Source organism: Catalinimonas alkaloidigena, assembly GCF_900100765.1.
Taxonomy (GTDB): domain Bacteria; phylum Bacteroidota; class Bacteroidia; order Cytophagales; family Flexibacteraceae; genus Mooreia; species Mooreia alkaloidigena.
The window spans coordinates 14,485-36,106 of sequence record NZ_FNFO01000018.1 but is presented as its reverse complement, the minus strand read 5'-3'; the positions used below and the strand labels follow the sequence as shown (position 1 = coordinate 36,106).

At 57.6% G+C, this 21,622-nt stretch carries 12 protein-coding genes and 1 pseudogene; 4 read left to right on the top strand and 9 right to left on the bottom strand.

What is annotated here, in order from left to right; genetic code table 11:
* Position 1: 1 nt before the first annotated feature.
* From BLR44_RS27305 to BLR44_RS27275, 7 genes and pseudogenes are all read right to left on the bottom strand, one after another.
* The gene (locus tag BLR44_RS27305) at positions 2-232 is read right to left on the bottom strand and encodes a hypothetical protein (protein WP_089688482.1); all 231 of its coding nucleotides are present in this window, start codon (positions 230-232) and stop codon (positions 2-4) included.
* Positions 229-3,849 carry an ABC transporter permease/M1 family aminopeptidase gene (locus BLR44_RS27300; RefSeq protein WP_089688480.1) on the bottom strand — a complete coding sequence of 1,207 codons (3,621 nt, stop codon included), beginning with the start codon at positions 3,847-3,849 and terminating at the stop codon, positions 229-231. The genes BLR44_RS27305 and BLR44_RS27300 overlap by 4 nt, the downstream gene beginning before the upstream one ends.
* Positions 3,846-4,676: pseudogene (locus tag BLR44_RS27295) on the bottom strand (ABC transporter ATP-binding protein); the annotation flags it as partial. The gene BLR44_RS27300 and the pseudogene BLR44_RS27295, both read right to left, overlap by 4 nt.
* 300 nt (positions 4,677-4,976) lie before the next feature.
* On the bottom strand, positions 4,977-5,225 hold the full coding sequence (locus BLR44_RS27290) for a winged helix-turn-helix domain-containing protein (protein WP_089688531.1): 249 nt from the start codon (positions 5,223-5,225) through the stop codon (positions 4,977-4,979).
* 84 nt (positions 5,226-5,309) lie between these two features.
* Positions 5,310-5,966: a hypothetical protein gene (locus BLR44_RS27285; protein ID WP_218127209.1), complete on the bottom strand. Its 657-nt coding sequence runs from the start codon at positions 5,964-5,966 to the stop codon at positions 5,310-5,312.
* A 112-nt stretch (positions 5,967-6,078) separates the two neighbouring features.
* Positions 6,079-9,696, bottom strand: coding sequence for an ABC transporter permease/M1 family aminopeptidase (locus BLR44_RS27280; protein WP_089688473.1), 3,618 nt, complete (start codon positions 9,694-9,696; stop codon positions 6,079-6,081).
* Positions 9,693-10,682: an ABC transporter ATP-binding protein gene (locus BLR44_RS27275; protein ID WP_089688471.1), complete on the bottom strand. Its 990-nt coding sequence runs from the start codon at positions 10,680-10,682 to the stop codon at positions 9,693-9,695. The genes BLR44_RS27280 and BLR44_RS27275 overlap by 4 nt, the downstream gene beginning before the upstream one ends.
* Positions 10,683-10,945: 263 nt before the next feature.
* Between BLR44_RS27275 and BLR44_RS27270 the strand changes: the two genes are divergently transcribed.
* From BLR44_RS27270 to BLR44_RS27260, 3 genes are all read left to right on the top strand, one after another.
* Positions 10,946-11,986 carry a sensor histidine kinase gene (locus BLR44_RS27270; RefSeq protein WP_089688470.1) on the top strand — a complete coding sequence of 347 codons (1,041 nt, stop codon included), beginning with the start codon at positions 10,946-10,948 and terminating at the stop codon, positions 11,984-11,986.
* Positions 11,955-12,683: a LytR/AlgR family response regulator transcription factor gene (locus BLR44_RS27265; RefSeq protein WP_089688468.1), complete on the top strand. Its 729-nt coding sequence runs from the start codon at positions 11,955-11,957 to the stop codon at positions 12,681-12,683. Before BLR44_RS27270 ends, BLR44_RS27265 begins: the two co-directional genes overlap by 32 nt.
* 410 nt (positions 12,684-13,093) lie before the next feature.
* Entirely contained in the window at positions 13,094-15,508 is a 2,415-nt protein-coding gene (locus BLR44_RS27260; protein ID WP_089688467.1) for an ABC transporter permease, read from the top strand.
* Between the two features lie 1,133 nt (positions 15,509-16,641).
* Here the strand turns inward: BLR44_RS27260 and BLR44_RS27255 are convergent.
* Entirely contained in the window at positions 16,642-17,199 is a 558-nt protein-coding gene (locus BLR44_RS27255) for a hypothetical protein (RefSeq protein ID WP_089688465.1), read from the bottom strand.
* 667 nt (positions 17,200-17,866) lie between these two features.
* Between BLR44_RS27255 and BLR44_RS27250 the strand changes: the two genes are divergently transcribed.
* Positions 17,867-18,226 (top strand): DUF4010 domain-containing protein, encoded by a 360-nt coding sequence (locus BLR44_RS27250; RefSeq protein ID WP_089688464.1) that lies wholly within the window; start codon positions 17,867-17,869, stop codon positions 18,224-18,226.
* A 403-nt stretch (positions 18,227-18,629) separates the two neighbouring features.
* Here BLR44_RS27250 and BLR44_RS27245 read toward each other — a convergent pair whose 3' ends face one another.
* Positions 18,630-20,738 carry a T9SS type A sorting domain-containing protein gene (locus BLR44_RS27245; protein ID WP_089688462.1) on the bottom strand — a complete coding sequence of 703 codons (2,109 nt, stop codon included), beginning with the start codon at positions 20,736-20,738 and terminating at the stop codon, positions 18,630-18,632.
* Positions 20,739-21,622: the final 884 nt, after the last annotated feature.

Below are 21,622 nucleotides of genomic sequence, written 5' to 3'. Positions count from 1 at the left end.
GTTAGATGCATTCATTTTCAAGCTCTACTGGTTCGTTGTGATCTTCCGGGTCCAGGTCGATCAACAGGTGACGAGGAGCGATGCCGGCCTGTCTCAGGTAGATGTCATCACCCGGTGCTACCACCCGCAGGATCATAAAAACGAAGAGAAGCAGGATACCTGGCAGGAACCACGTCGTCACATGCCGCCCCTGATACCGAAACTCAAACCGAACGATTTTCCTGAAGTTCATGGCATTAGCGCCTGAATGTTCTCGATGTTATCGCCTTCCTGCCAGTCGAGGAGGTGGTAGGGGTCAAGGCCGCCATGGGTCGGCCGGTGAGGCACCGTAACCTGGATCGTTTGCGTGCCGGAGCGGATGAAATGCTTCTGCACGTACAGCGGCTTGCCCAGCCGTTCGCCGGGAGTCGCCACGCCCGGCGCAGGGGCGGCGAAGATCCCGACCTCGACCCACTGATCGACGGGCCGCTCGGTTTCCCGGCCGGCGCTGTCGACCACGACCTTACGGGCCTCTACCTCGAACTGCACCTGCCAGGCACCCGCCGCCGTCGGCTGCGCCGTCGCCTGCTTCGTGTCGAAGGTCCAGAACGTAGTTGCCGCAAACAGGTCGTGCAGCAGGGGGCGGAGCGAATCCGGCGTCACCGCTTGCAGCTCCCGGTACAGGTCGAGGGTCGTGGCCAGGGAGGACTTCTTTTTCTGCAGCAGCGTACAAAGGGCCCCGTTCACCCGGGCCTCGCCCACGTACTCGCTGAGGGCGTGCATGGCGTAGGGCCCTTTGCGGTAGTTGGCCCAGGGGTCCATGGCGCGGAGCAGGGGCAGGCCCGTCCGCATCGGGGGCCAGGGGTTCGGCTGGCGCATTACCCGCACAAACCGCCGTAGCGCTTCCCGGCCCTTCTCGTGCTTCACCAGCTGCATGGCGGAGTACCAGGCCAGGCTTTCGGAAAGGACGCCTCCTCCCTCGGCGAAAGCAGGCTTGAGCTGCATGCCCCACCACTGGTGCCCCATTTCGTGTGCCACAATCTCGAAGATCGCGTCGAACCCGTAGCCCCGCGGGTCCAGGAGGAAGAAGCCCTCGCCGGCGGTGAGCACGCCGCTGCCGTCGACACCCATGCCGAGAAAGTTGCCGGGCTGTTCGATGAGCTGTAAAAAACGGTAGGGATAGGGGCCGAACTGAGTCGTGTAGTAGTCCAACGACGCGCGGGCACTGCGGAGCAGGCGCTCGAGGTGTTCCGCGTGACCGGGGTGCACATAGACCTGGACGTCCACGCCCCGCCACTGCTCCCGGTGGAAAGTGTAGTCGGCGGAAAAAAAGACCTCCATGCCTCCGATCGGCACCTCGCTGACGTAGTGGAAATAGCGTCGTCCCGCCTTGCGCCACGTGCGTCGCAGCTCGCCCGGGGCCACAGCGATCTGATCGGTGGCGGTGCTGACGATCGCCTCAAAGGTACCCGCGCTGCCCGCCGCCTGATGCGGATCAAGGTCGCCGGGTGGGGGCAGGGTGAGTTGTCGTGGCAGGCCGTGCTGGCGGCGGTCGTCGGCACTCCATAGCTCGCGCTGCGGCTGGTAGCCGATGACGGGGAACGCGCTGCCCGTGAGGTAGGTGCCGTTCTCCAGGATCGCCTGGCCCGCGCCGTTGTGGCGGAGGCCACCGGTGCCGAACCCCTGGGGGGCGAACTGCACCTCAAAACAAAGGGTCAGGGAGTCGCCGGGCAGGAGCGGCTCGTCCAGCGCGTAGATGAAGTGACCGAGGAGTTCATCGGCAACCACGGCGCGCGCCGGTCGGTCAAACGTGACGTGGGTCTTCACGTAGAACGCCGGCTCCAGGTGCACGGAATCAATGGGTACCTGATGGCGGTTCACGAGGCGGTAGCGGCCGCGGATCGTGGCCGCTCTCCGGTCAGGGTGAAGGTCGACCTGCAGCCGGGTGGCGGTCCGTTGCGGCTGGGGAATGCCTTCGTACTGCCCGTACCTGCGCTCGTAGTCGGCGCGGCGTTGCACCAACGCGTCCTCGGTGAGGTATTCGTGCAGCACGTTCGTGTGGTAAAAAAGGAACCCTCCCAGCAGGAGGATGCTTCCGAGCGCCACCGCCGCGACGCCGGCCGTTGCCTGCGTAAAGCGTAGGCGCACCAGGTGCAAACGCTGTTTAAATCCAGACACCTGGCCCCGCACCCACAGCAGCCGGGTGAGCAGCGCGAGCAACAGCGCCCACGCTGCCCAGTACCCTCGGAACCACAGCCAGGGACCCACTGACCCTCCCCAGCCGCGCAGGTCCGTCAGCGACCAGTCCGGCCCCGAGGCGTAGACGAGCAGGGGGTGCTCGATGCCGAGAAACGAGGAAAAGACCATGAGCAGGTAGGCGACCAGGGCCACGATGTGCCCAAGGTATTTTTGTGACACCACGGCCTGCACGGTGAAGGCAAGTGCGGCAAAAAGGAGGTAGTCGGTGAGTTGCAGCCCTAGCAGCACTTGCACGTACCGCCCGAGCTGGAACGTGTAGTAGCCCCGGATCACCTGCACTGTGACCCCAACCACGACGACGATCGCCATCAGCAGGGCGAGGACTAGCCCCAGGCCTAGGAACTTGCCGAGGAAAAACACCCATTCCGGTACCGGCATCGCGTCTACCTGCTCGTTGAGTCCCGCGTCGCGTTCCCGCCAGACCAGTTCGCCCGCGTAGTAAAGGGTGAAAAGCGGCACCATCACCCAGTAGTTCGTCGGCGAGGTAAGCGCGCCGGTGAGGTACTTGGTCAGGAGATGAGGCGTCCGCGGCAGCAGGGGCACGCCCCAGTGCTGTAGCTCCACCAGCATCATGGCGGTCAGCAGCAGCGGAAACGCCACGAGCAGAAAGAGTCCGCCCGGACTCGTGACGATCCACCGGAAGGAGCTGCGTAGGATCGCCCCGGTTTGATGCAGGTGGCCAGCGAAACCCAGCGAGGGCTGGACCTGTGGGACGGAGGGTGCGGGTCGAGAAGGAGAGCCGGTTTCCGGTGCGGGCAGGCCGGGCACCATCCACCGCCGCCACGGGCTCCACTGCGGGGCGGTCGCCCGGTGCGCAAAGCGAAAGCGCAGGTAGACCAGACCGAGCGTGCCCAGCGCGATGCCGAGCCAGAGCACCCGGTTCCCGAGCATGGCGCCTTCGAGGGTGAAGAGGCGCTTATTCTTTTCCACCAGGGTCCAGTTGGACATCATCTCATTCATGATTGCCATGACGCCAATGGGGTCCGCCAGCAGTGCCCGCTCGTGCAACCCAGAGAAATACAGGGTGAACGTTACGGGATACGAGAGAAAAAAGAGCATCAGACTGCCGAAATAGCTGGCCATGGACCGGCCGGTGAACAGCGCCAGGGAGAACTGGAACGCCGTCGCGATGAGTGCGTTGGTCAGCGCCACGAAGCCGTAGGCAGCCAGGTAGGCCGCTGGACGGAACGGGCCGACAAGGTCGGGGTTCGCGCCGGGGCCATAGACGGCGAGGAGACTGCCCACCTGTACGCCGAACAGGATGAGGGCCTGTAGGGCCAGGGCGGCAAAGAAACGTCCCCCGAAGTAAGCGGCTTTGCTGATCGGACTCGTGTAGAGGAGCGGATGCATGCGGGTTTGCACGTCCCGCGCCGCGACTTCACCCGCCACGACCGGGGCGAGCAGCAACCAGATCTGACAGCTGAATACGGAGACGGACGTGATGATGAACGGTGAATTGAGAATAAAATCCTGGGGAAGCGTCACGGGCAGGATCGCGACCCTCGTGGCAAAGAGCGCAAAGACCATCATCACCGCCATCGAAAGCCAGGTCCACGGCCGCTGGAGTTGGTAGGCGAACTCAAAGCGAAAAATTTCCCAGCCTTTTCTCATCGCACCTCGGGATAAGCGTGGTCTACATGGCCCGCCATGGTGCTGAAGTACACATCTTCTAGGTCGGGTTCAGTGCCCTCGAAGCCGGGGCCGGGTGAGGTCTCGCTGTAGACGTGCACCAGGGTGCGGCCGCTCCGAAGTTTGGTGGAGATCAGGTGATGATCCCGCTCCAGCGCAGGCAGGACACTCTTCTCTACCTGCTTGCGCCAGATGCGCCCCCGCAACCCCGCCACGGCCTGGAGCGGTTCGGCCTCCAGAAGGATTTTCCCCTGGTGGATGATGGCCATGCGGGTACAGAGTTCGCTCACGTCCTCCACGATGTGGGTGGAAAGGAGTACGATACTGTGTTCGCCCAGCTCACTTAGCAGGTTCAGAAAGCGTACCCGTTCGGCGGGGTCCAGTCCTGCGGTGGGTTCGTCCACAATCACCAGTTGAGGGTCGCCCAGGAGTGCGACGGCCACGCCGAACCGTTGTCGCATGCCCCCCGAATAGCTGCCCAGTTTTTGTCGCCGCACGTCCCACAGGTTTACTTTCCGGAGCAGGGCTTCCACCACCTCCCGCCGCGAACGGCGCTGGGTAAACCCCTTGAGGATGGCGAAATGGGCGAGCAACTCCTCTGCCCGGGCTTTGGGGTAGACACCGAACTCCTGTGGCAGGTAGCCCAGGGTCTGGCGCACCTGGTCCTTCTGGCGCAGCACGTCCAGGTCACCCAGGTGCACTGAGCCTTCATCCGGCTCCTGTAGGGTAGCCAGAATCCGCATCAGGGTGGATTTGCCGGCGCCGTTCGGGCCCAGCAGGCCGAACATGCCCGGTGGAATGGTAAGGGTGACATCTTGGAGGGCCTGCACCCGTTCGGCAGGCTGGCCGACGCGGGAGGTGCCGGAGTAGGATTTGGAGATGCCGTTGAGGTGTAGCTTCATCAGGAGAACGGGTTTGAAAAAAGGAAGTGGAGCGGTGCTGTAGCGTGTAGAAAGGACCCTGGTGCGGATCTTTTTCCCTGTGAGGAGGGAAGGTTTCTTCGGGAACGCGAAAGGGGCGGGAATAGGAGGGGGCCTAGGCATTGGCTCAAGGGATATGTTGTAGTTAAGAGTACTCTGAATTTCAGAGTATGTGAGTAAAATTTTTTATCACTCGGCGTTTCTGCTTTTTAAAATCAGGTTTTCTAGTGCGTCCAGGTGCTGTTGGAAAGCCGCTTTTCCGGCCGGCGTGGCTTTGTAGCGCGTATTGGGTCTGCGTCCCACAAAACGTTTCTCTACCTGCAGGTAAGAGGCCTCCTCCAGTGCTCGCAGATGACTGCCCAGGTTGCCATCAGTCAGCTGCAAAGCCTCCTTCAGGTATCCAAAGTCCACGTGCTCTTCCATCACCAGGATCGCCATAATGCCGAGGCGCGCCCGGCTTTCGAAGGCTTTGTTGATGCGTTCTAGATACGTTTTGACGTCTTCCACCTTCGTAAATACCTCCTAGGATAAATACAGGTTACCGTGCCCGGTCTCCCTGCCGAGCTGCGCTCGTTCCGTGGTGTAAAAGAGCGTCCCGCCGTATAGGATGTGCAAAACACCAAACCCCAACGTCCAGCACCAGGGAGCCTGCTCGATCCAAAAACAGCTAGCGAGACCTAACAGAACTTCTCCCCAGCCCAGGTAGCGGATGCCTCGAAACGTATACCGACTACTGTGGAGGAGGGCGAGTCCGTAAAAGAGGAGGGAAGCGGGAGCGAGTAAAGCGAACAGGCCGTGGTAGACCAGGGCTCCACAGAAGGCTCCCCCTATGGTCAGGGGAAGGGCTAGGCTCAGCCAAAAACGTTGTCCTTGACGTTGCCAGAGGGATTGCCCCGTCCCTTGCGCGTTACGGAAGGTAAAGTAGAAAGTGGATGCTACTGCGCAGATGAATACGCCGCTCATAACCCCAACGACCCACCTTACAGATGCCGCGGGCAGTTCTCCCTGCATGAATTGCGTGTAAGAGAGGTGATGGGAGCGAAAGTGCCACCCGAGGACGGCCATCCCGACCAGGGCACACACGCCTACTCCCATGCCCGCCCGCCCACTCAGGGAGGTGAAGCGAGTGGTGCGCTCCATGAGTTGCCGGATTTCGTGCAGGGTGTCGAGAGGGTCCATGTCCTGTGCTGTGTAAAGTACTCTGTGATTCAAAGTTAATAGGGTTTTTGAAATAAACAAGTCAGTCGGCAAAACATCGTCAACCCCATAGCCTGGCCCTTTCTGGCTCAGGCTATGGGGTTGACTCCACGCGTTTGTGGTTGTCTGTTACCTGCCACTCAATGAGCAACTGGCGTGGATCTATACAAACCTGAGCGGGTCGGTCAGGCACTGTCAACACAATCGTCTGCTGGCCGGATGAGATCAGGTGCTTCTGCAGATAGAGTGGCCTGCCTGCCTCCTGTCCCCCCTCGGCCGGGGCGAAGACCCCGAGTTCCACCCACTCCTTCATGGGTCGTTCCGTCTCGGTGCCGGCGCTGTCCACGACCCGTTTGCCGGCCTGTAGGGTAAGCGTTACCTGCCAGGTGCCCCCTGGACCCGGTTTGGCAGTGGCGCTTTCCATCGCCAGCTCCCAGAAGGTGTTGGCCGCGAACAGGTCGTGCAGCAGCGGCTGAAGCGAATCCGGCGTGACCGCCTGCAGCTCCCGGTAGAGATCCAGCGACGTGGGATGGGGAACTCTTCCCGGGCGGTGGTTCGCCAGCAACGTTCGGAGGGCTCCGTTTACCCGGTCCCGGCCTATGTACTGGCTCAACGCGTACAGCGCTAAGGGCCCTTTGCGGTACATCTGGTACCCGTCCTGGGCCTGCAGCAGCGGCAGGGCGGCCCGGGTACGCGGCGTTTCGTTTGCTTCCCGCAGGTACTTCAGGAGCCGCTGCAAGTGCTCGGTACCATAATGGTCTTCCAGTACGCCCATGGCCGAGTACCACGCCAGGCTTTCGGTAATCAGGCCGGCGCCTTCTACATACGCTTGTTTGAGTTGGTTGCCCCACCACTGGTGCGCCACCTCGTGCGCTACCACGGCTGTCACCAGATCAAAGCCCCGCTCATCCTGCTTCGGGTTCAGTAGGAAAAAGCCTTCCGCCGCCGAGATGTCAATGGGGGCGGCGTGGTGGCCGAAGTGATAGCTCGGATGGGCCACAAAGCGGAGTTGGCGGTGCGGGTAGGGACCAAACTGCTTGGTATAGTAATCCAGTGAGGCCTGTGCACTCCGAACCATTCGCGCCGGGTTGTCCGTCCCCCCGGGGGGATAGTAGATCTGGAGGGCCACCGCCTGCACCGGGCGTGCTGAGGTGGGTTGCCAGGTCCCTTCCTGCACGGCATAACGGGCCGAGAAAATGGAGAATTCGTTGCGGATGGGCGTATCCGTCGCGTACTGAACGTAGCGGCGGCCCGCCTGGGTCCAGGTCCGGCGTAACGTGCCCGGTGCCACCACCTGCTGGTCGGCTTCCGTTCCCACAATGGCCTCAAAGCGGATCTGCTCGGCAAACGGGGCGTACCGACGGGCCGCCGTGTCGTAGAGCGAGGCGGTGGCGGGCCGGGGGGGCAGGCCATGCGCCTGTCGGGCGCCGGCCTCGTCCAGCTCCCGATACGGCTGGTACCCGATGACGGGAAGCCACTCTATATTCCGGAAGTGGGTGCCATTTTCCACCACCTGCGCGTCGGCGCCCTGGTTGGAGAAGCCCTGCGCCTGGTAGGTAACCCGAAAACGGAGGTGCAACGAATCTCCGGGGGTGAGAGAATTGGTCAGGGCGTAGATGCGGTGGCGCAGCTCCTTGTCCACCCGCACCTCCTGAAAGGGCCGATCAAAGTCGAGCGCGCTAGTTTCCACATCCGCCCCCGTTCCTAAGTGAATCGAGTCGATAGAGATGTGTTGGTGATTCACCAGCAGGTACGTGCCCTGGATCACGACCCTCCGCTGCTGAGGATAGATTTCTACCTGGAGGTTCACGCCGGTCAGCAGGGGTTGGGGGACGTGCAGGTATTGGCGGTAGAGCTGCTCGTAGGCTGCCCGTTGCGCCGCGGCAGCGGAGGCGTTGGTGTAGTTGCGCCGCACGTTCGTGTGGTAGAAAACAAAACCACCCGCCACCAGGAGGCCACCGGTCGCCACCGCCGCTACCCCGGCCACAGTACCCGTGAACCGCCGATGGGCCAGCCGAAGCCGCGAGGCACTATTTCCTTCGCGGCCCCGCACCCAGAACAGAACCGCTACCACTGCCAGCCACCCGGCCCACGCGACCCAGTAGGCTTTAAACCACAGCCAGGGCGCCAGCGTCGGGCCAAAGCCGGCCATGTCGGTATACGTCCAGCGGGGGCTGGCCCCGTAAATCAGCAGCTTGTGTTCCATGCCCAGGATAGGTGCGAAGGCAATACATCCGTAAACCAGCAGCGACACCAGGTACCCTACAAACTTCTGGTTTACCAGCACCTGCACGACGAAGGCCAGCAGGGCCATGAGCAGGCAATCGACGAACTGCAGTCCGAATAGGACTTGCACGTACAGGCCTATCTCCGCCCTGACGCCGCCAATGGTCGCCTGCGCCACCAGTCCGGCCAGCATCAGGAACGCCAGCCATACCCCTAGCATCCCCGCCAGCGCCAGCAACCGACCCAGGAACAGTACTCCTTCCGGTACAGGTGCCGCGTGGGCGATCTCGCTCAGGCCGGTTTCGCGCTCTCGCCACACCAGCTCCCCGGCGTAGAAAAGGGTGAGCAGGGTGATGATGATCCAGAACGGCTCCGGCTGCGTCAGGGGTGCGGTCAGATTCTCGAGGAGAAAGTCGGTGCGGGGCAGGAGGGGGACCCCTTGGCCTTTCAGGTTGTTGGGCAGGGTCAAGCCTGCCATCAGGGCCAGGACGGCCAGCAGGGGAAGACCGGTCCAGTGTTTAGCAAGCTGAAGAAAGCTCTTCCAGGTGATCAAACGCAATTGGCGCCGTTGCGTGGCCCATCCAAACGTTCCCTTGACTCGCGGCAGCGTCTCCGCAGTTTCCCAAGCCAAGGACGCCCGAATCACGACCACTGGTTGTCCCCCGGTGGCCGGTTGCTGTTGCGGGCGGGATGCAGGTACCTCGAACCGAAACCGAAAATACGTTAACAGCAGGAGGCTCAGCGAAATGCCGAGCCACAGAAGGCGGTTGGTGAGAAAGGTGCCCTCCAGCCGGAGCAGGCGTGTGTTCAGTTCCAGTGGGCTCCACGTGAGCTGATTGCCCATCACCTGCGTGAAGCCCATGGGGTCGATCAGGTTTCCCCATTCCCCCGCGTCCTGCAGCCCCTGTCCCAGCACAAAGGCCGCCGCGAACAGGACCGCCCCCCCCAGGTAGCTGCCGATGGCCCGACGGCTGAGCGCCGCCCACGCGAACTGAATGGCGGTGGCAAAAAAGATGTTGGGCAACACCAGAAAGAAGAAGCTGGTCAGGTAGGCCGTCGCTCGGAACGGACCCAGCAGTTCGGCCTCCACCTCCGCAACGTACAGGGCCAGCAGGAGACCCGCCGGGATGGCCAGGACCACGAGCCCGTTGAGGGCGAGGGCGGCGGTAAACCGCCCGCCCAGGTAGGCTGCTTTGCTGACGGGTGCAGTGTAGGTAAGCGCATGCATGCGCGTCTGCACGTCGCGGGCCGCCGCGTCGCCCGCCACTGAGGCGCCGATCAACAGCCACAGCACGCAGCAGATCACCGTGACCGAGTAAATCACGATGGGCGCGTTGAGCAAGAAATACCCGTCTTGTGCGTCGTAACGGTAGTTGCCCAAAACAACCAGATACGCCAACCCCAGCACCACCCCGAAGTAGAGCCAGGTCGAGACCTGCCGGAACTGGTACCCGAATTCCAGTGCAAAAATCCGTTGCAACTTCATCGCACGATCCCTTCTGATGTCGGTTGTTGATGGGTCGGGCCGATGCAGCCCGCCAGAGCACTGAAATAGACATCCTCCAGCTCCGGCTCCACCGCTTCAAACCCGTTACAGGGTCTTTGCGGGCTGTACACATGCACCAAGGTGCGACCACTCAGTCGCTTGGCCGAAATGATCCGGTGCTCCTGCGCCAGCGCAGGGAACGCCGTTTGTTCGATCACTTGCCGCCAGATCCGGCCTTTGAGGGCACCCCTCGCGTCCTGTGGCCGGGCCTTCAACAGAATTTGTCCTCTGTTGATGATGGCCATGTTCGTACACAATTCTGCCACATCCGCCACCAGGTGCGTGGAGAGAATCACGACACTCCTTTCCCCTAATTCGCTCAGCAGATTGAGGAAGCGCACGCGTTCGGCCGGGTCCAGGCCCGCCGTGGGTTCGTCGACAATCAACAATCGGGGGTTGCCCAGCAAGGCCACCGCCACTCCGAAGCGTTGCCGCATGCCGCCGGAGTAGCCGCCCAGCTTCTGCTTGCGCTGGTCCCACAAATTCGTTTGTTTGAGTAAGGCCGCGGTGGTTTCTCGCCGTGCTGCCCGGTGGGTAATGCCTTTCAGCACCGCGAAGTAGTCGAGCAATTCCTCCGCACTGGACTTGGGGTACACCCCGAACTCCTGAGGAAGGTAGCCCAAGGTCTGGCGTACCGCTGCCTTCTGGTGCACGATGTCAATGTCACCCAAAAAGAGTTGTCCCTCGTCGGGTTCCTGCAGCGTAGCGAGCGTGCGCATGAGGGTCGATTTACCGGCGCCGTTCGGCCCCAGCAGCCCAAATAGGCCCGGCGGAATCTCAAGCGATACCTGGTGCAAGGCGTGCACCCCACCGGCCGGTCCGTCAGTGCGGTGCCGGCCGGTTCGGGATGTACCGGTTGGGAATCGATTGGTTCTATAGGTTTTGGAGACCTGGCGGATCACCAGGCCCCACGGGGGATTTTCCATGTTAGCGGGTCGGCTTAATTTTTCCTTTAGGAATGAGTGCAGGGGAGCTCCTCAGATCAAGCTCTCCTGGCTAGTTCAGCACGAAGCAAGCCGTACCAGCCTGGAAAGCGAAACACGATAGTCGACCGCTAAAAAGGAGTCGATCAATCAGGCGTTTGCCTCTTCCAAGGCACTGGCAGACCCGATTGGCCGATTGGTAGATCCAATTGGTCCAACCGGTAAACGGATTGTTAAAAAGTGACAGGAAAAAATATCTTTGTTTGATGGAGCGCATCAAGAAAATCTTCCGGCTGATTCACCTCTCTCTCTGGGGCTTGTTCACCCTGTTGGTAGGCCTGCAACTGGGGGGAGAAGGCGAGGCGCACTGGCTAGCCAAAACGACGGGATTTGTTGCCACCTGTATCTATGTGTTTTACAGCCATTTCCATCTCCTGACCCGGTATACCGGGAAGAAGAAAAGCGAGCGCTACGTTCGCAGCTTGGTGGCCATCCTATTGACAGGGCCTCTTCCTTTTCTGCTCACCCACCACGAAGCGCTGAATTCGGGGAGCCTGTTTATGGAGTACTACCTGATGACGCTGATTTCGATCGTCGTCATCTTTATTTTCTTAGGCTGGCTGGCCCGGGTCACCGAGACGCTGGTACTCAACACGATCCGGAAAGAGCAGCTGGAAAAACAGGCCGCGGAGGCCGAATTGCAATCTCTAAAAGCGCAGATCCATCCGCACTTCCTCTTCAATACTCTGAATAACATTCACACCCTGGTGTACAAGCAAGCGCCTACCGCCCCGGAGGCGGTGCAGCAACTGGCCTCGCTGATGCGCTACATGATTTATGAATCCAATGCGCCCACGGTTCCGCTGGCCCGGGAGATGGACTATGTGCGGGATTACGTGAGTTTGCAGCAGCTCCGCTACAAGCAACGTCCGGTGGTCGATCTCCAGATCGAGGGGGAGACCGAAGCCTACGCCATTGCTCCCTTGCTGTTCATTCACCTGCTGGAAAATGCCTACAAACACAGCCCCGCCCGGCTGGAGCCCGGCGACCTGAAGGTGAGGGTGTCGATCCACGAAGGGACCCTGCTCTTCCGCGTGCAGAACCCTATCGGCAAAAGAACAGCCCAGTCGCTGGAAGAACCCGGGGGTATCGGGCTGCCCAACGTCCGGAAACGGCTGGCGTTACTTTACCCTGACCAGCATACACTCACCCTTCAGCACACCGGCGAAACCTTTACGGTTCTGCTGACCATCCACCTGCATCCTGCACAGGCACATGAAAGAAAAGCTGACCTGCTGTATCATTGAGGACGAACCTCTGGCCCAGGAAATTCTGGAAGAGTACATCGGCAAAGTTCCGTTTCTGGAATGGAAAGGGTCTTACATGAGTCCGTTGGAGGCGGCCGAGCCTCTGGCGAGAGACCCACCCAATCTCTTGTTTCTTGACATCAATCTGCCAGACCTGGATGGGCTCAGTTTCATCCCGATGTTACACCACCAACCCCTGATTATCCTCACGACCGCCTACGATCAGTATGCGCTGAAGGCGTATGAATTGGAAGTGAAGGACTACTTGTTAAAGCCCTTTACGTTCCAACGGTTTTACAAAGGCGTATTACGCCTCTACCAGGAACACCCCCCCCGGCATCCCCCGGAAAAGCGGGACGAAATCGCGGAAGCCAGGCAGGACCAGACGTATCTTTTTCTCAAGGTGGGCCACCGAATCCAGAAGGTGGCGACGCGCGAGATTCTCTTTGTGGAGGGAATGAAAGACTACCTACGGATTCATACCGCGAAAGAGAAGCTAATGACGCTGTTGAGCTTTGCTCAGCTGGAAGCACTGCTGCCTTCCCCAAATTTTGTCCGTGTGCATCGGTCCTTTCTGGTCGCCATTGACAAAATCGATTACATCGAGCGAAACCGGATCAAGATGGCCGATCACATCATTCCCATCAGTGATACCTATGCCGAGGGTTTTTTTCAGAGGCTAAAGGGATTCCCGTAAGGCGAGTCGAAGGGTTTGCTCTGTTTATCCAACAAAGACCCCGCGCGAAATTGAGTCACGAAGAAAGCCCAGAGCTTCTATGCGCAGTCTGGACAGTTGTTAGGTAGCGCGGTTCTCTGTGTATTCTGGCAGTTTCTGATAGGGCTGATGATGCACCAGCGGGGTAGCCAGATCCTTACGTGATAGGTCTAGTGATAAGTGGTAAGGCATTGAAACTCGTTCCACAGCTTTACTCCGCTTAACGTTCACATTTCTTAAGCGGATCGACCTATGTAGTGTATCATTCTGATACACGAGGCTGTTCCAATCTGAAACACAGCGGACGCTTTTCGGGTCCAAAAAAGGCCCGGATCAAGGGTGGTCGCGCTGGCACGTTTTTCTCCAGGGTGAGGAAGTTAACTCCACCTCCTATGCTTCGTAACTACCTTCTCATCGCCTGGCGCAACCTCCTCAGCAACAAGGTGTTTTCCCTCATTAACATCTTGGGACTGGCCTTTGGGATCGCTGCTTGTCTGCTCATTGCCTTTTTCGTGTGGGATGAACTCGCCTACGACGCCTACCACCCGGAAGGCGAGCGGGTGTTTCGGGTCTACAACGAATCGACGGAGGAGGAAAGCGGCACGGTGAAATTTCACGTGACCGTACCCCCCATGTTTGCGCCCACCCTTGACGAGTTTGCGGAAGTAGAAAGCACCTGCCGCGTGCTGATGGCCCTGAACTATCTGCCCCTGTTCAGTCAGGGGAAACGGCAAATTTACGAGCCCAACGGCCTGTTTGTCGATTCCACATTTTTGGAACTACTCGCCCTGCCCTTGCGGTACGGAGATGCGGCAACCGCTTTAACGGAGCCCAACACGCTGGTGCTCTCCCGACCCCTCGCCGAGAAGTATTTTGGCCCAGCGAATCCGGTAGGAAACACGCTGTTGCTGGATGGCGTAACCATGCGCGTTACGGGCGTGCTGACCGACCTGCCGGCGCGGATGCACCTTGCCCCCAGCTTCCTGTTGCCGATGGCAACCTTCGTCACATACGTCGAACCGGAGCGGATGGAGAGTTGGAGATGGCAGCAGTTCTTCACCTACATCAAGCTTCGGAAGGGCGTCGAGGCCCAAGCGGTGGAAGCTAGGCTTCAGTCGGTGGTCAAAGCGCAGGCCTGGCCTCAAACGCAGTCGTCAGGATCGCACTACCTGCCCTTCCTGCAACCGCTGCGGCAGATTCACCTCCACTCTTCCCAGTTTGTCTGGGAGATCGCCGAGCGCGGCAACATTGCCCACGTGCGTGCCTTGACGCTGGTCGGCTTGTTTCTCTTGCTCATCGCTGGTATCAACTTTGTTAACCTCTCCACCGCCCGCGCCACCCGCCGAGCCCGCGAAGTCGGGGTTCGCAAGACAAATGGCGCCCTGCGCAGCCAACTGATTTTGCAATTTACCAGCGAAGCGCTGCTGGTGGCCGGGTTGGCCTTCTCTGTGGCCATGGCGATGGTACAGGGGACACTGCCCTGGTTACGAAATTTTACGGAGAAGAACCTGGGGGCCGAGCTCTTGCGTCAGCCGCTGTTCTGGGTTCTTCTCCTGGGGAGCGTATTGGTGCTGGGCGTGCTGGCGGGCTTCTACCCGGCCTGGGTGCTGTCGGCCTACCAACCCATCCGGGTGCTGAAAGGAAAGCTGGAATCCTCGGGCCGACAGTCCGTCTTCCTGCGACAGGGGCTGGTGGTGACGCAATTTGCGCTCTCGGCCCTGCTCATTCTCAGTACGCTCATTATCCAGCGGCAAGTAGATTATTTACAGCATAGCGATCTGGGCTTTCAAAAAGAGCAGTTGCTGGTGCTGCCCCTGCGGGGTGCGCTTGGCGCTCAGCTCGAATCCGTAAAGGAAGAGTTGCTGCGTCGTCCGCACATCCTGGCCGCTACGGCCGGCTACGGCTTGCCCGGAGATGCGCTGGCCACCGATGCCGTCAAGCTACCGGGGCGTGAAGGCGAGCTGACCGCGGCCGTCTTTACCGTAGATCACGACTATGTAAAGACGTTAGGGCTGGAGGTGGCGGCGGGACGCGACCTCTCGCGGGAGTATCCCTCCGACGAGCACAGCGCCTTCCTGCTCAACGAAACGGCGGTGAAAAGTTTCGGCTTTGGCACCCCGAAAGAGGCCCTCGGCCAGCGCCTCGACTGGGACATGTGGGGCAAGGATTCGCTCAAGCAAGGCACCGTGGTGGGGGTGGTGCGCGACTTCCACTTCAAGAGCTTGCGAGAGAAAGTAGCCCCGGCCGTGTTGCACATCTATCCTGAGGCCTACGCCACGCTCTCGCTTCGGCTCGAAGCGAAAGGCCTGTCCCAAACCCTAGCTTTTCTGGAGGAAAAATGGCACGAATGGGTGCCTGACCAACCGTTCACGTATAAGTTTCTGGACGAAAATTTCGAGGCCATGTACCGGTCAGAACGCCGGGTGGGCACACTTTTTCGCGGCTTTACGGCCCTGGCCCTCTTTGTGGCCCTGCTGGGGTTAGTGGGCCTGGTGATCTTCACCACGGAACAGCGTATCCGCGAAATCGGGATCCGCAAGGTATTTGGCGCTTCGGTCCTGCAAGTCGTGACGACCCTTGCCCGTGACTTTGTGGGGGTAATTGTATTGGGCGTGGGCCTTGGCCTTCCCATCGCCTATTTCGCCACGCAAAACTGGCTCGGCGAGTTCGCTTACCGCATCCAGCCGGGGTGGGAACTCTTTGTGGGCACGGGCATACTGATCCTGTCAGTGGCACTGCTCACCATGGTCTATCAATTCAGGAAGGCGGCACTTGCCAATCCGGTCGATACCCTGCGGTACGAATAGAGCACGAGGGGTAAAGTATGAGTAGGCGCAACAGAACAGACTTCCTGAAAAAAGTGAGAGTATGCGGAGCCCCTTTGCGTACCGTAACCCAAGAACAGATCGTAGTTCGTTCCGAAGCACAATTCCAACGGTTGACAAAAGTCCAGCGGATGGGGAGCTACACCAGAATAGAAGTTAACATCTACCAAGAGAAGCTTCTCATAGGCAATTTCTAAGCCACCTCTGCTGTGTACTTTCATTCTGATAGCAGCACCGCAGTAGTCAGTCCTGCCAGATGATGAGCACCCTGGACTTGGAAAAGCGCTGAAATCTGCAAAGAGGCTTAGCGCCTGGGAGCGCGTGCTAGGAAAACCCGTGCGAGGTACCTAACAGGAGTTGAATCAGCTTCTTTAAGAGTGGTCTGAGCTCAGTATGGTGGGAAATGCCTGCAAAAATAGGAAGGTAAAGTAACCGCGAGGTGCGGAACAAGAGAAGGGTAAGCAGGAGAGTCAACCTTACTGCGTCATGATATAAGCCCTTGAGGCCGGATCACCGCACGACTAACCCACTGATGAACAGCGCTACTGACAAAGCATGTTTACGACAAAGGCCCCGTAAAATCCACAGGGCTCCGCCGCAAGCGATAGGGGTTGAGCAGTGAGCATGTATTCTGGTGAATTTGTTATAACAAACAATAGGAGAGGTGCTCACCGATTGTTCCCACACGGCACCGAGGGCGGGGTTTTTGGCACTGGGGCAATGTTTTAAAGTTCTGCAGAAGTCGATATGATCCGTGCGTGTAAGGCTTCACTAAATTGTAGGAGGCTTACCCAAACAGTTTCGCTACACTATGTGTACATGACTTCGTGCCTCATAGGATTTGTGGTTCCCACAGGAGTTATTAATTGGTTCGTTTGATAATTGACTTTATGGAAAGCTATAAAACTATATAGATACGAGAGCTTGACCACTTCGCATGCTTTGCTTGGAGAGTACGTACCATCGGTATACCACCCGTATTCTCTATCAGGCTCGGAAGTAAATCTAGTGAGCTCACTAACTTATCCACACCAGGCCGCTACAAAAAAATCCGTTTTTCTTGTAGGATTTTCAAAGAAGTAGCTTAGTCCCCCGGAAGCTGAAAACGAAAGCCGCTATACCGATACGGTTCGTTTCCTCCGTCCCAGTGCCTCCCCACCCACCCAGATCAACAGCAGGCTACCCACGAACAAGGCAATCATTACTCCAGGTCTGGCGGGCCATTCAATGATCGTCCAGATGTGACGATGGAAAAAACCAATCACGACTGCACCCCACCAGCCGAGTTGGGAGATACTCAAACACAAAATGAGTCGAAATAGGAAGAGCTTCGGTACTTGATCCCCATCCTTAAATCGTTTGAGCTGCTGATGAAGCAGATGCAGGGGGAGGCCGTTGAGCCCGACCAGGCCAACGAAGAATAGTTTGATGACCATCAGCTGGTCCAGCTCGCCTTTCAGCACTAGCAGCGGCACGCCTGCCGCCACCATGAGGGCCCATCCTGCCCAGATAAAATATTCGGTGATGCCACTCACTTTTATAACCTGGGTGAATCGGACGCGGTTCCAGATCCAGAGGAGACCAAATAGATCGGTAGTGATGACTGAGCCGAAGCCGATAATCAGACCCGTCAGGTGGAAGAATAGGAAAATAAAAAATGGGGTCGTTTCCATAAGACGGTGGTTAGTTAGAAATGCAATGAAAGGACTACGTCAGTGCTCAAAATGAATGTCATCCAATTGGATTATTTCTTGACCCAGTGTTACTAACCACGCGTCCTATCGCGCAGAGCAGTACGGCACGCTATTGCTCGTGCAATAAGGAATAAACAAGGCTTACTGGATCTAGTGAAGATATCTGTTCTTTATATTGATTGACGTATGTGGCCAGAAAGGGTTAAAAAAATACGGCCCTATTTACCCGTTTCTCATCAAATTCTAATCTGCGGGAAAACGTACAGATTTGATCTCTAACCTTACCTCAGCTTTTACCTCTTTGGGACACCTATGGCCCTTATCAAGTGCTCAATCCCCGAAACTTTGGCTGATTGTGGTGCTCATCGTCAGGGTAAGTGTTGGGGGGTATTTTATCTTACAAACTGGTAGGAGATAAAGCAGGTACGTTCTTGAATGGGTTGTTGAGCGGCATGATTTCCAGCCTGCCACGACCATTTCCTACGCACGACTCAGCCAGGGAGCCGAGGGCAATGCCCGTTCCGCCGCATTGATCATTCTGGTTGCCTCTGGCGTTTCGATGCGTGTGCTGATCGAAGTCGTGGCCATCCTACCCCAAAGACTGCCTGAGGAAACCCCCCGCTGTTGCTTATGGTAGGCGTCTTCCTTGTCCTTATTGGTTTTCTCTCTTTTTTCGTCCCCAATCACAAAAGCCGATGCCGGAACCGGAAAACCCCGCCCAACGAAAAGTGCAGTGGTTTTCGGCCTCGTTTTCGCCTTGGTGTTGCTGGCCACCGCCGCGGCGCGGGAGTATCTGGGAAATAAAGGGTTGTACGGCGTCGCGTTGATTTCCGGTCTGACGGATGTGGACGACTATCACCATTTCCATCGCCCAGATGGCCGGTGGAGGACAGGAAGGGGTTTCTTATACGGACGCCTGGCGGCTGATTTTGTTGGGGCGCTAGCCAACATAGCGTTTAAAAGAGGAGCCGTCGCGATCCTGGGTGGTCTTTCCCTGCTCAAATGAATCGTCCCGCTTTGGGAAATCCTGCTGGCCGTAGGGGTTCTGTTACTTCTGCTCCGGCCGAAAGAGGCGGCTTGGAGTTTCCTCCAAATTACTCCTTAGAAAGTATGCTCTATGCTTAACGAGGGGGAAGCCCAATCGTATAAAAGCTGTATCCGAGGGGAGCTAAGCCGGATAGGTTAGGTTACTACAAGAGGCCGTGTTCCACCATCTAGGGAGGTGCTCAATGAACGAATGAAACACTTGCCTATTAACTGTGTTCAAAAAATATTCCGATGGCGCCGCAAAAAACAGGAAGGAATTAGGTTCAGCGAAAAAAAGGCTACTTGGGCTGCCAATCCAAGTACGGGAAGCTGGCCATAACAACCGTTCTCGGATCAAACGATCTGAGAACGGTTCCCTGCATCTACTGCTTAACAATTCGCTGCGCAGACTGGCCTTCTACGTGTAAAAAATAAATGCCTTTCGGGAGCTGATGCACCGGCATCTGCGTCTGACCTTCTATCTGACCGGAAAGGACTTCTACGCCCAACGCGTTGTAAATTCGCACGTGTGTAGGCGCATCCGTTTCTATAATCAACCGATCCTGCACCGGATTAGGATACACTTGCACCCTTAAACCGATGTCCACGGCGCTTTCGGCCGCGACGGTGCGTAATGGGGAGACTCCACAATTGCTGGCCATCTCACCAAAGCCCACGGGAATACCGGGTTCAGTGCTAATATAGAGCTTGTCAAGTTGCGTGTTGGGTTCCCGGTAAGCGACGTCAATCAGATGCGTACCGAAATTCAGGTTCCTAGGGGTAAGTGGCAAGGTGCTCCACACGTACCCTTGTCCGTAAGGCAAGTTCCATACCTGCCAGTCGCCCCCATCGATGCGGACCCAGAAAGAATTGCTATTACTGGTGAGACTTTTGGTGCGTGCATAGAAATAGAACGAGTCGGCTGGATAGATATCTACCGCGAAGCTTACATAATCGGCAGGTTGGAATGCATACGTATAGCCATAGCTCCCGCGTCTGACCACAAAACTACCGTTGGAGGCCTGGTTACTCCCCGTCTGGGTTTGCCAGTGATTGCCGACTAGGGCACATTCGGCTTCCAGCCAGAAGGTTTGCGTCGTGGGAAGTGGTGTGCCGTCCTGCGTATAGTTGAGGAGTACGCCTTGTGCCCGCTGAAAATTGTTCGTATATCCCCCTCCAGCTACGTAGATCTGCCCGTCCGCACGTACCACCAGGGCGGTCGCCCGATGAAAGTTGGTAAGATGGCTCCCGGCGTAACTCTGCACCCAGCGCGGTGATCCCTCGGGGCCGTAGGAAAAGGTCATGATATCATCCGTGGTGCCATAAGGCGTTTCCTGATACCCCGTGATGTACACATTTCCGGCTGCATCCAGCACCAGCTCGGACGGCGTTGCACTAGAGGAATATATCTTTTTATACAGGGGACCGCCGTAGGTTCTGGACCAGAGCGGATTGCCCTGAGAAGTGTATTTGTAAGTGACGAGGCCGTTCTCCTGATCACTGGGGGGAGCGTTTTGCTGTGAACCCGCGTTGCTTCCTGAGACAACGACATTCCCCATCCCGTCGACGGCTGCCAGACTGAGACTGGCCTCAACATACCTCTTCCACACTTGGGAACCTGCTGCGGTATACTTCAGCGTAAAACCGCCTTGATCTTGAATCCCACCGACGAGGATGACATTTCCCTGGTGATCCAGCGCTATATCAATAATCCAACTACCTTGGTAGGGACTCTCTCCCTTCATTTCATGCCGCCAGACTAAGGTGCCCTCGGAATCGTATTTGAAAACCAGGCCGTAGGAACTACAACAGTTCGGTGTTACTTGCCCTGCGAGGTACAGGTTACCGGATGCATCTATTTTCATGGCTCGCGGCTCGTCGTAGGCATTTTCCTGGTCGGCATAAGTACGTCGCCAGCGCTCGGTGCCATCCGGAGCATACGAGATGGTAACCAGATCGTAATAAACGTTGAAATAGTCGCCTGAACTGATGCCCGTTACGTAGACGTTGCCCGTGCCATCCACGCCGATGTGTGAAATGCGCTCTAGACTGGGCTCAAGAGCGCCAGGGGCGGTGCCATCGAAGGTTCTCACCCATTGTTGGTTGCCCTGGAGATCATATTTGAGGGTGAGGTAATCTTCGTTAAAAAACGAATTGGGAAACTCTGTAGACGTTGCCCCAGCCACGTAGAGCGCTCCCTGACTTTCGTCAAGTACCAGGGCGACGGGACGATTATTGGGACTAGGGACACTGTAAAAAAGTTTTTGCCACACCAACGAGCCGTTGGGAGCTAATTTTACGGTCATCACAAAGATCGAGTCGTTGGTTTCGAAATTCCCCGTGGCATAGACATTTCCTGCGGCATCGGTCGCCAGGTCCGTGAACTGACCAAACGCATATCTCTTTACCCAGTCGAGGGAGACTTGAGCGGAGAGGGGGTGGCTCAGCAATAGACTGAGTAAGGAGATACCATAGCATAGAAGATTTTTCATGAGAATAAAGGGAGAAATAGGGTGAACTGAAGAGGAGAAAGGAAAAGAAGGGGAACAGGTTAGTGTTCCCTATAGATACAGCGGTTCTGGGTCATGCTCCCTTGCCCACGCCCACAGAGAGTAGCCACTGAATGGAGGGCTGCAAGGTGTTCGTAACGAGTTTACTACGCATCCGAGGATGCATCAAGAGGGCTGTCCCTGATCGCATTGAGGCCCACGATCTAAACTACTTATCAAGGATTAAGAGGTGAAGTACTGCCTGAGAAGCCTGAATGCAGACGCACGGGTGTCTGCTTACGCTTGAAATAACCTGGCCAGAAAAATTCCAGGAGCGGGAAGCGTACTCAAAAGACTCCTGTTTGCACTGCTCGGAGGCACACGCGGTGTAAACAAGTACTGCGAGAAAGAGCAATGTCAGCACACCACAGCCCACAAATCCACCGTTCTGCGCTCGCTCTCCCTGAAAAAGACACTGAAGTAAATGTATATTTTCCTAAAACGACTTACAACAATTGCAGAAAATATAATTTCATACTGGGCTGATGGCGAGGCAATTAAATCACTTCACAGGGAGCTAAAAAGATGAGGTGGCGAACCGTGATCCGTAGCGGGAACCCTGCCTTACAAGAGAACGCCTCGTCGTGCTCGTCTTCAGGAAAGGCATTTAGGGAAAAGCTTCCATAACGTGGTGATAAGGCAGCTATTTTCCAAAATGTCTTAGCCCCCAGACTAAACTGTTTGGACAAAGTTGTCCAAACAGTTTAGTCTGGGGGCCCCCGTCCCTTATATTCAGGAAATCACGAGCACCGTAAAACGAAAATTTATCCCCGTGCGGCGGCCGCAGAAGACCGGTATTCGATCGTGCAGGAGTCGTTACGAGAGGG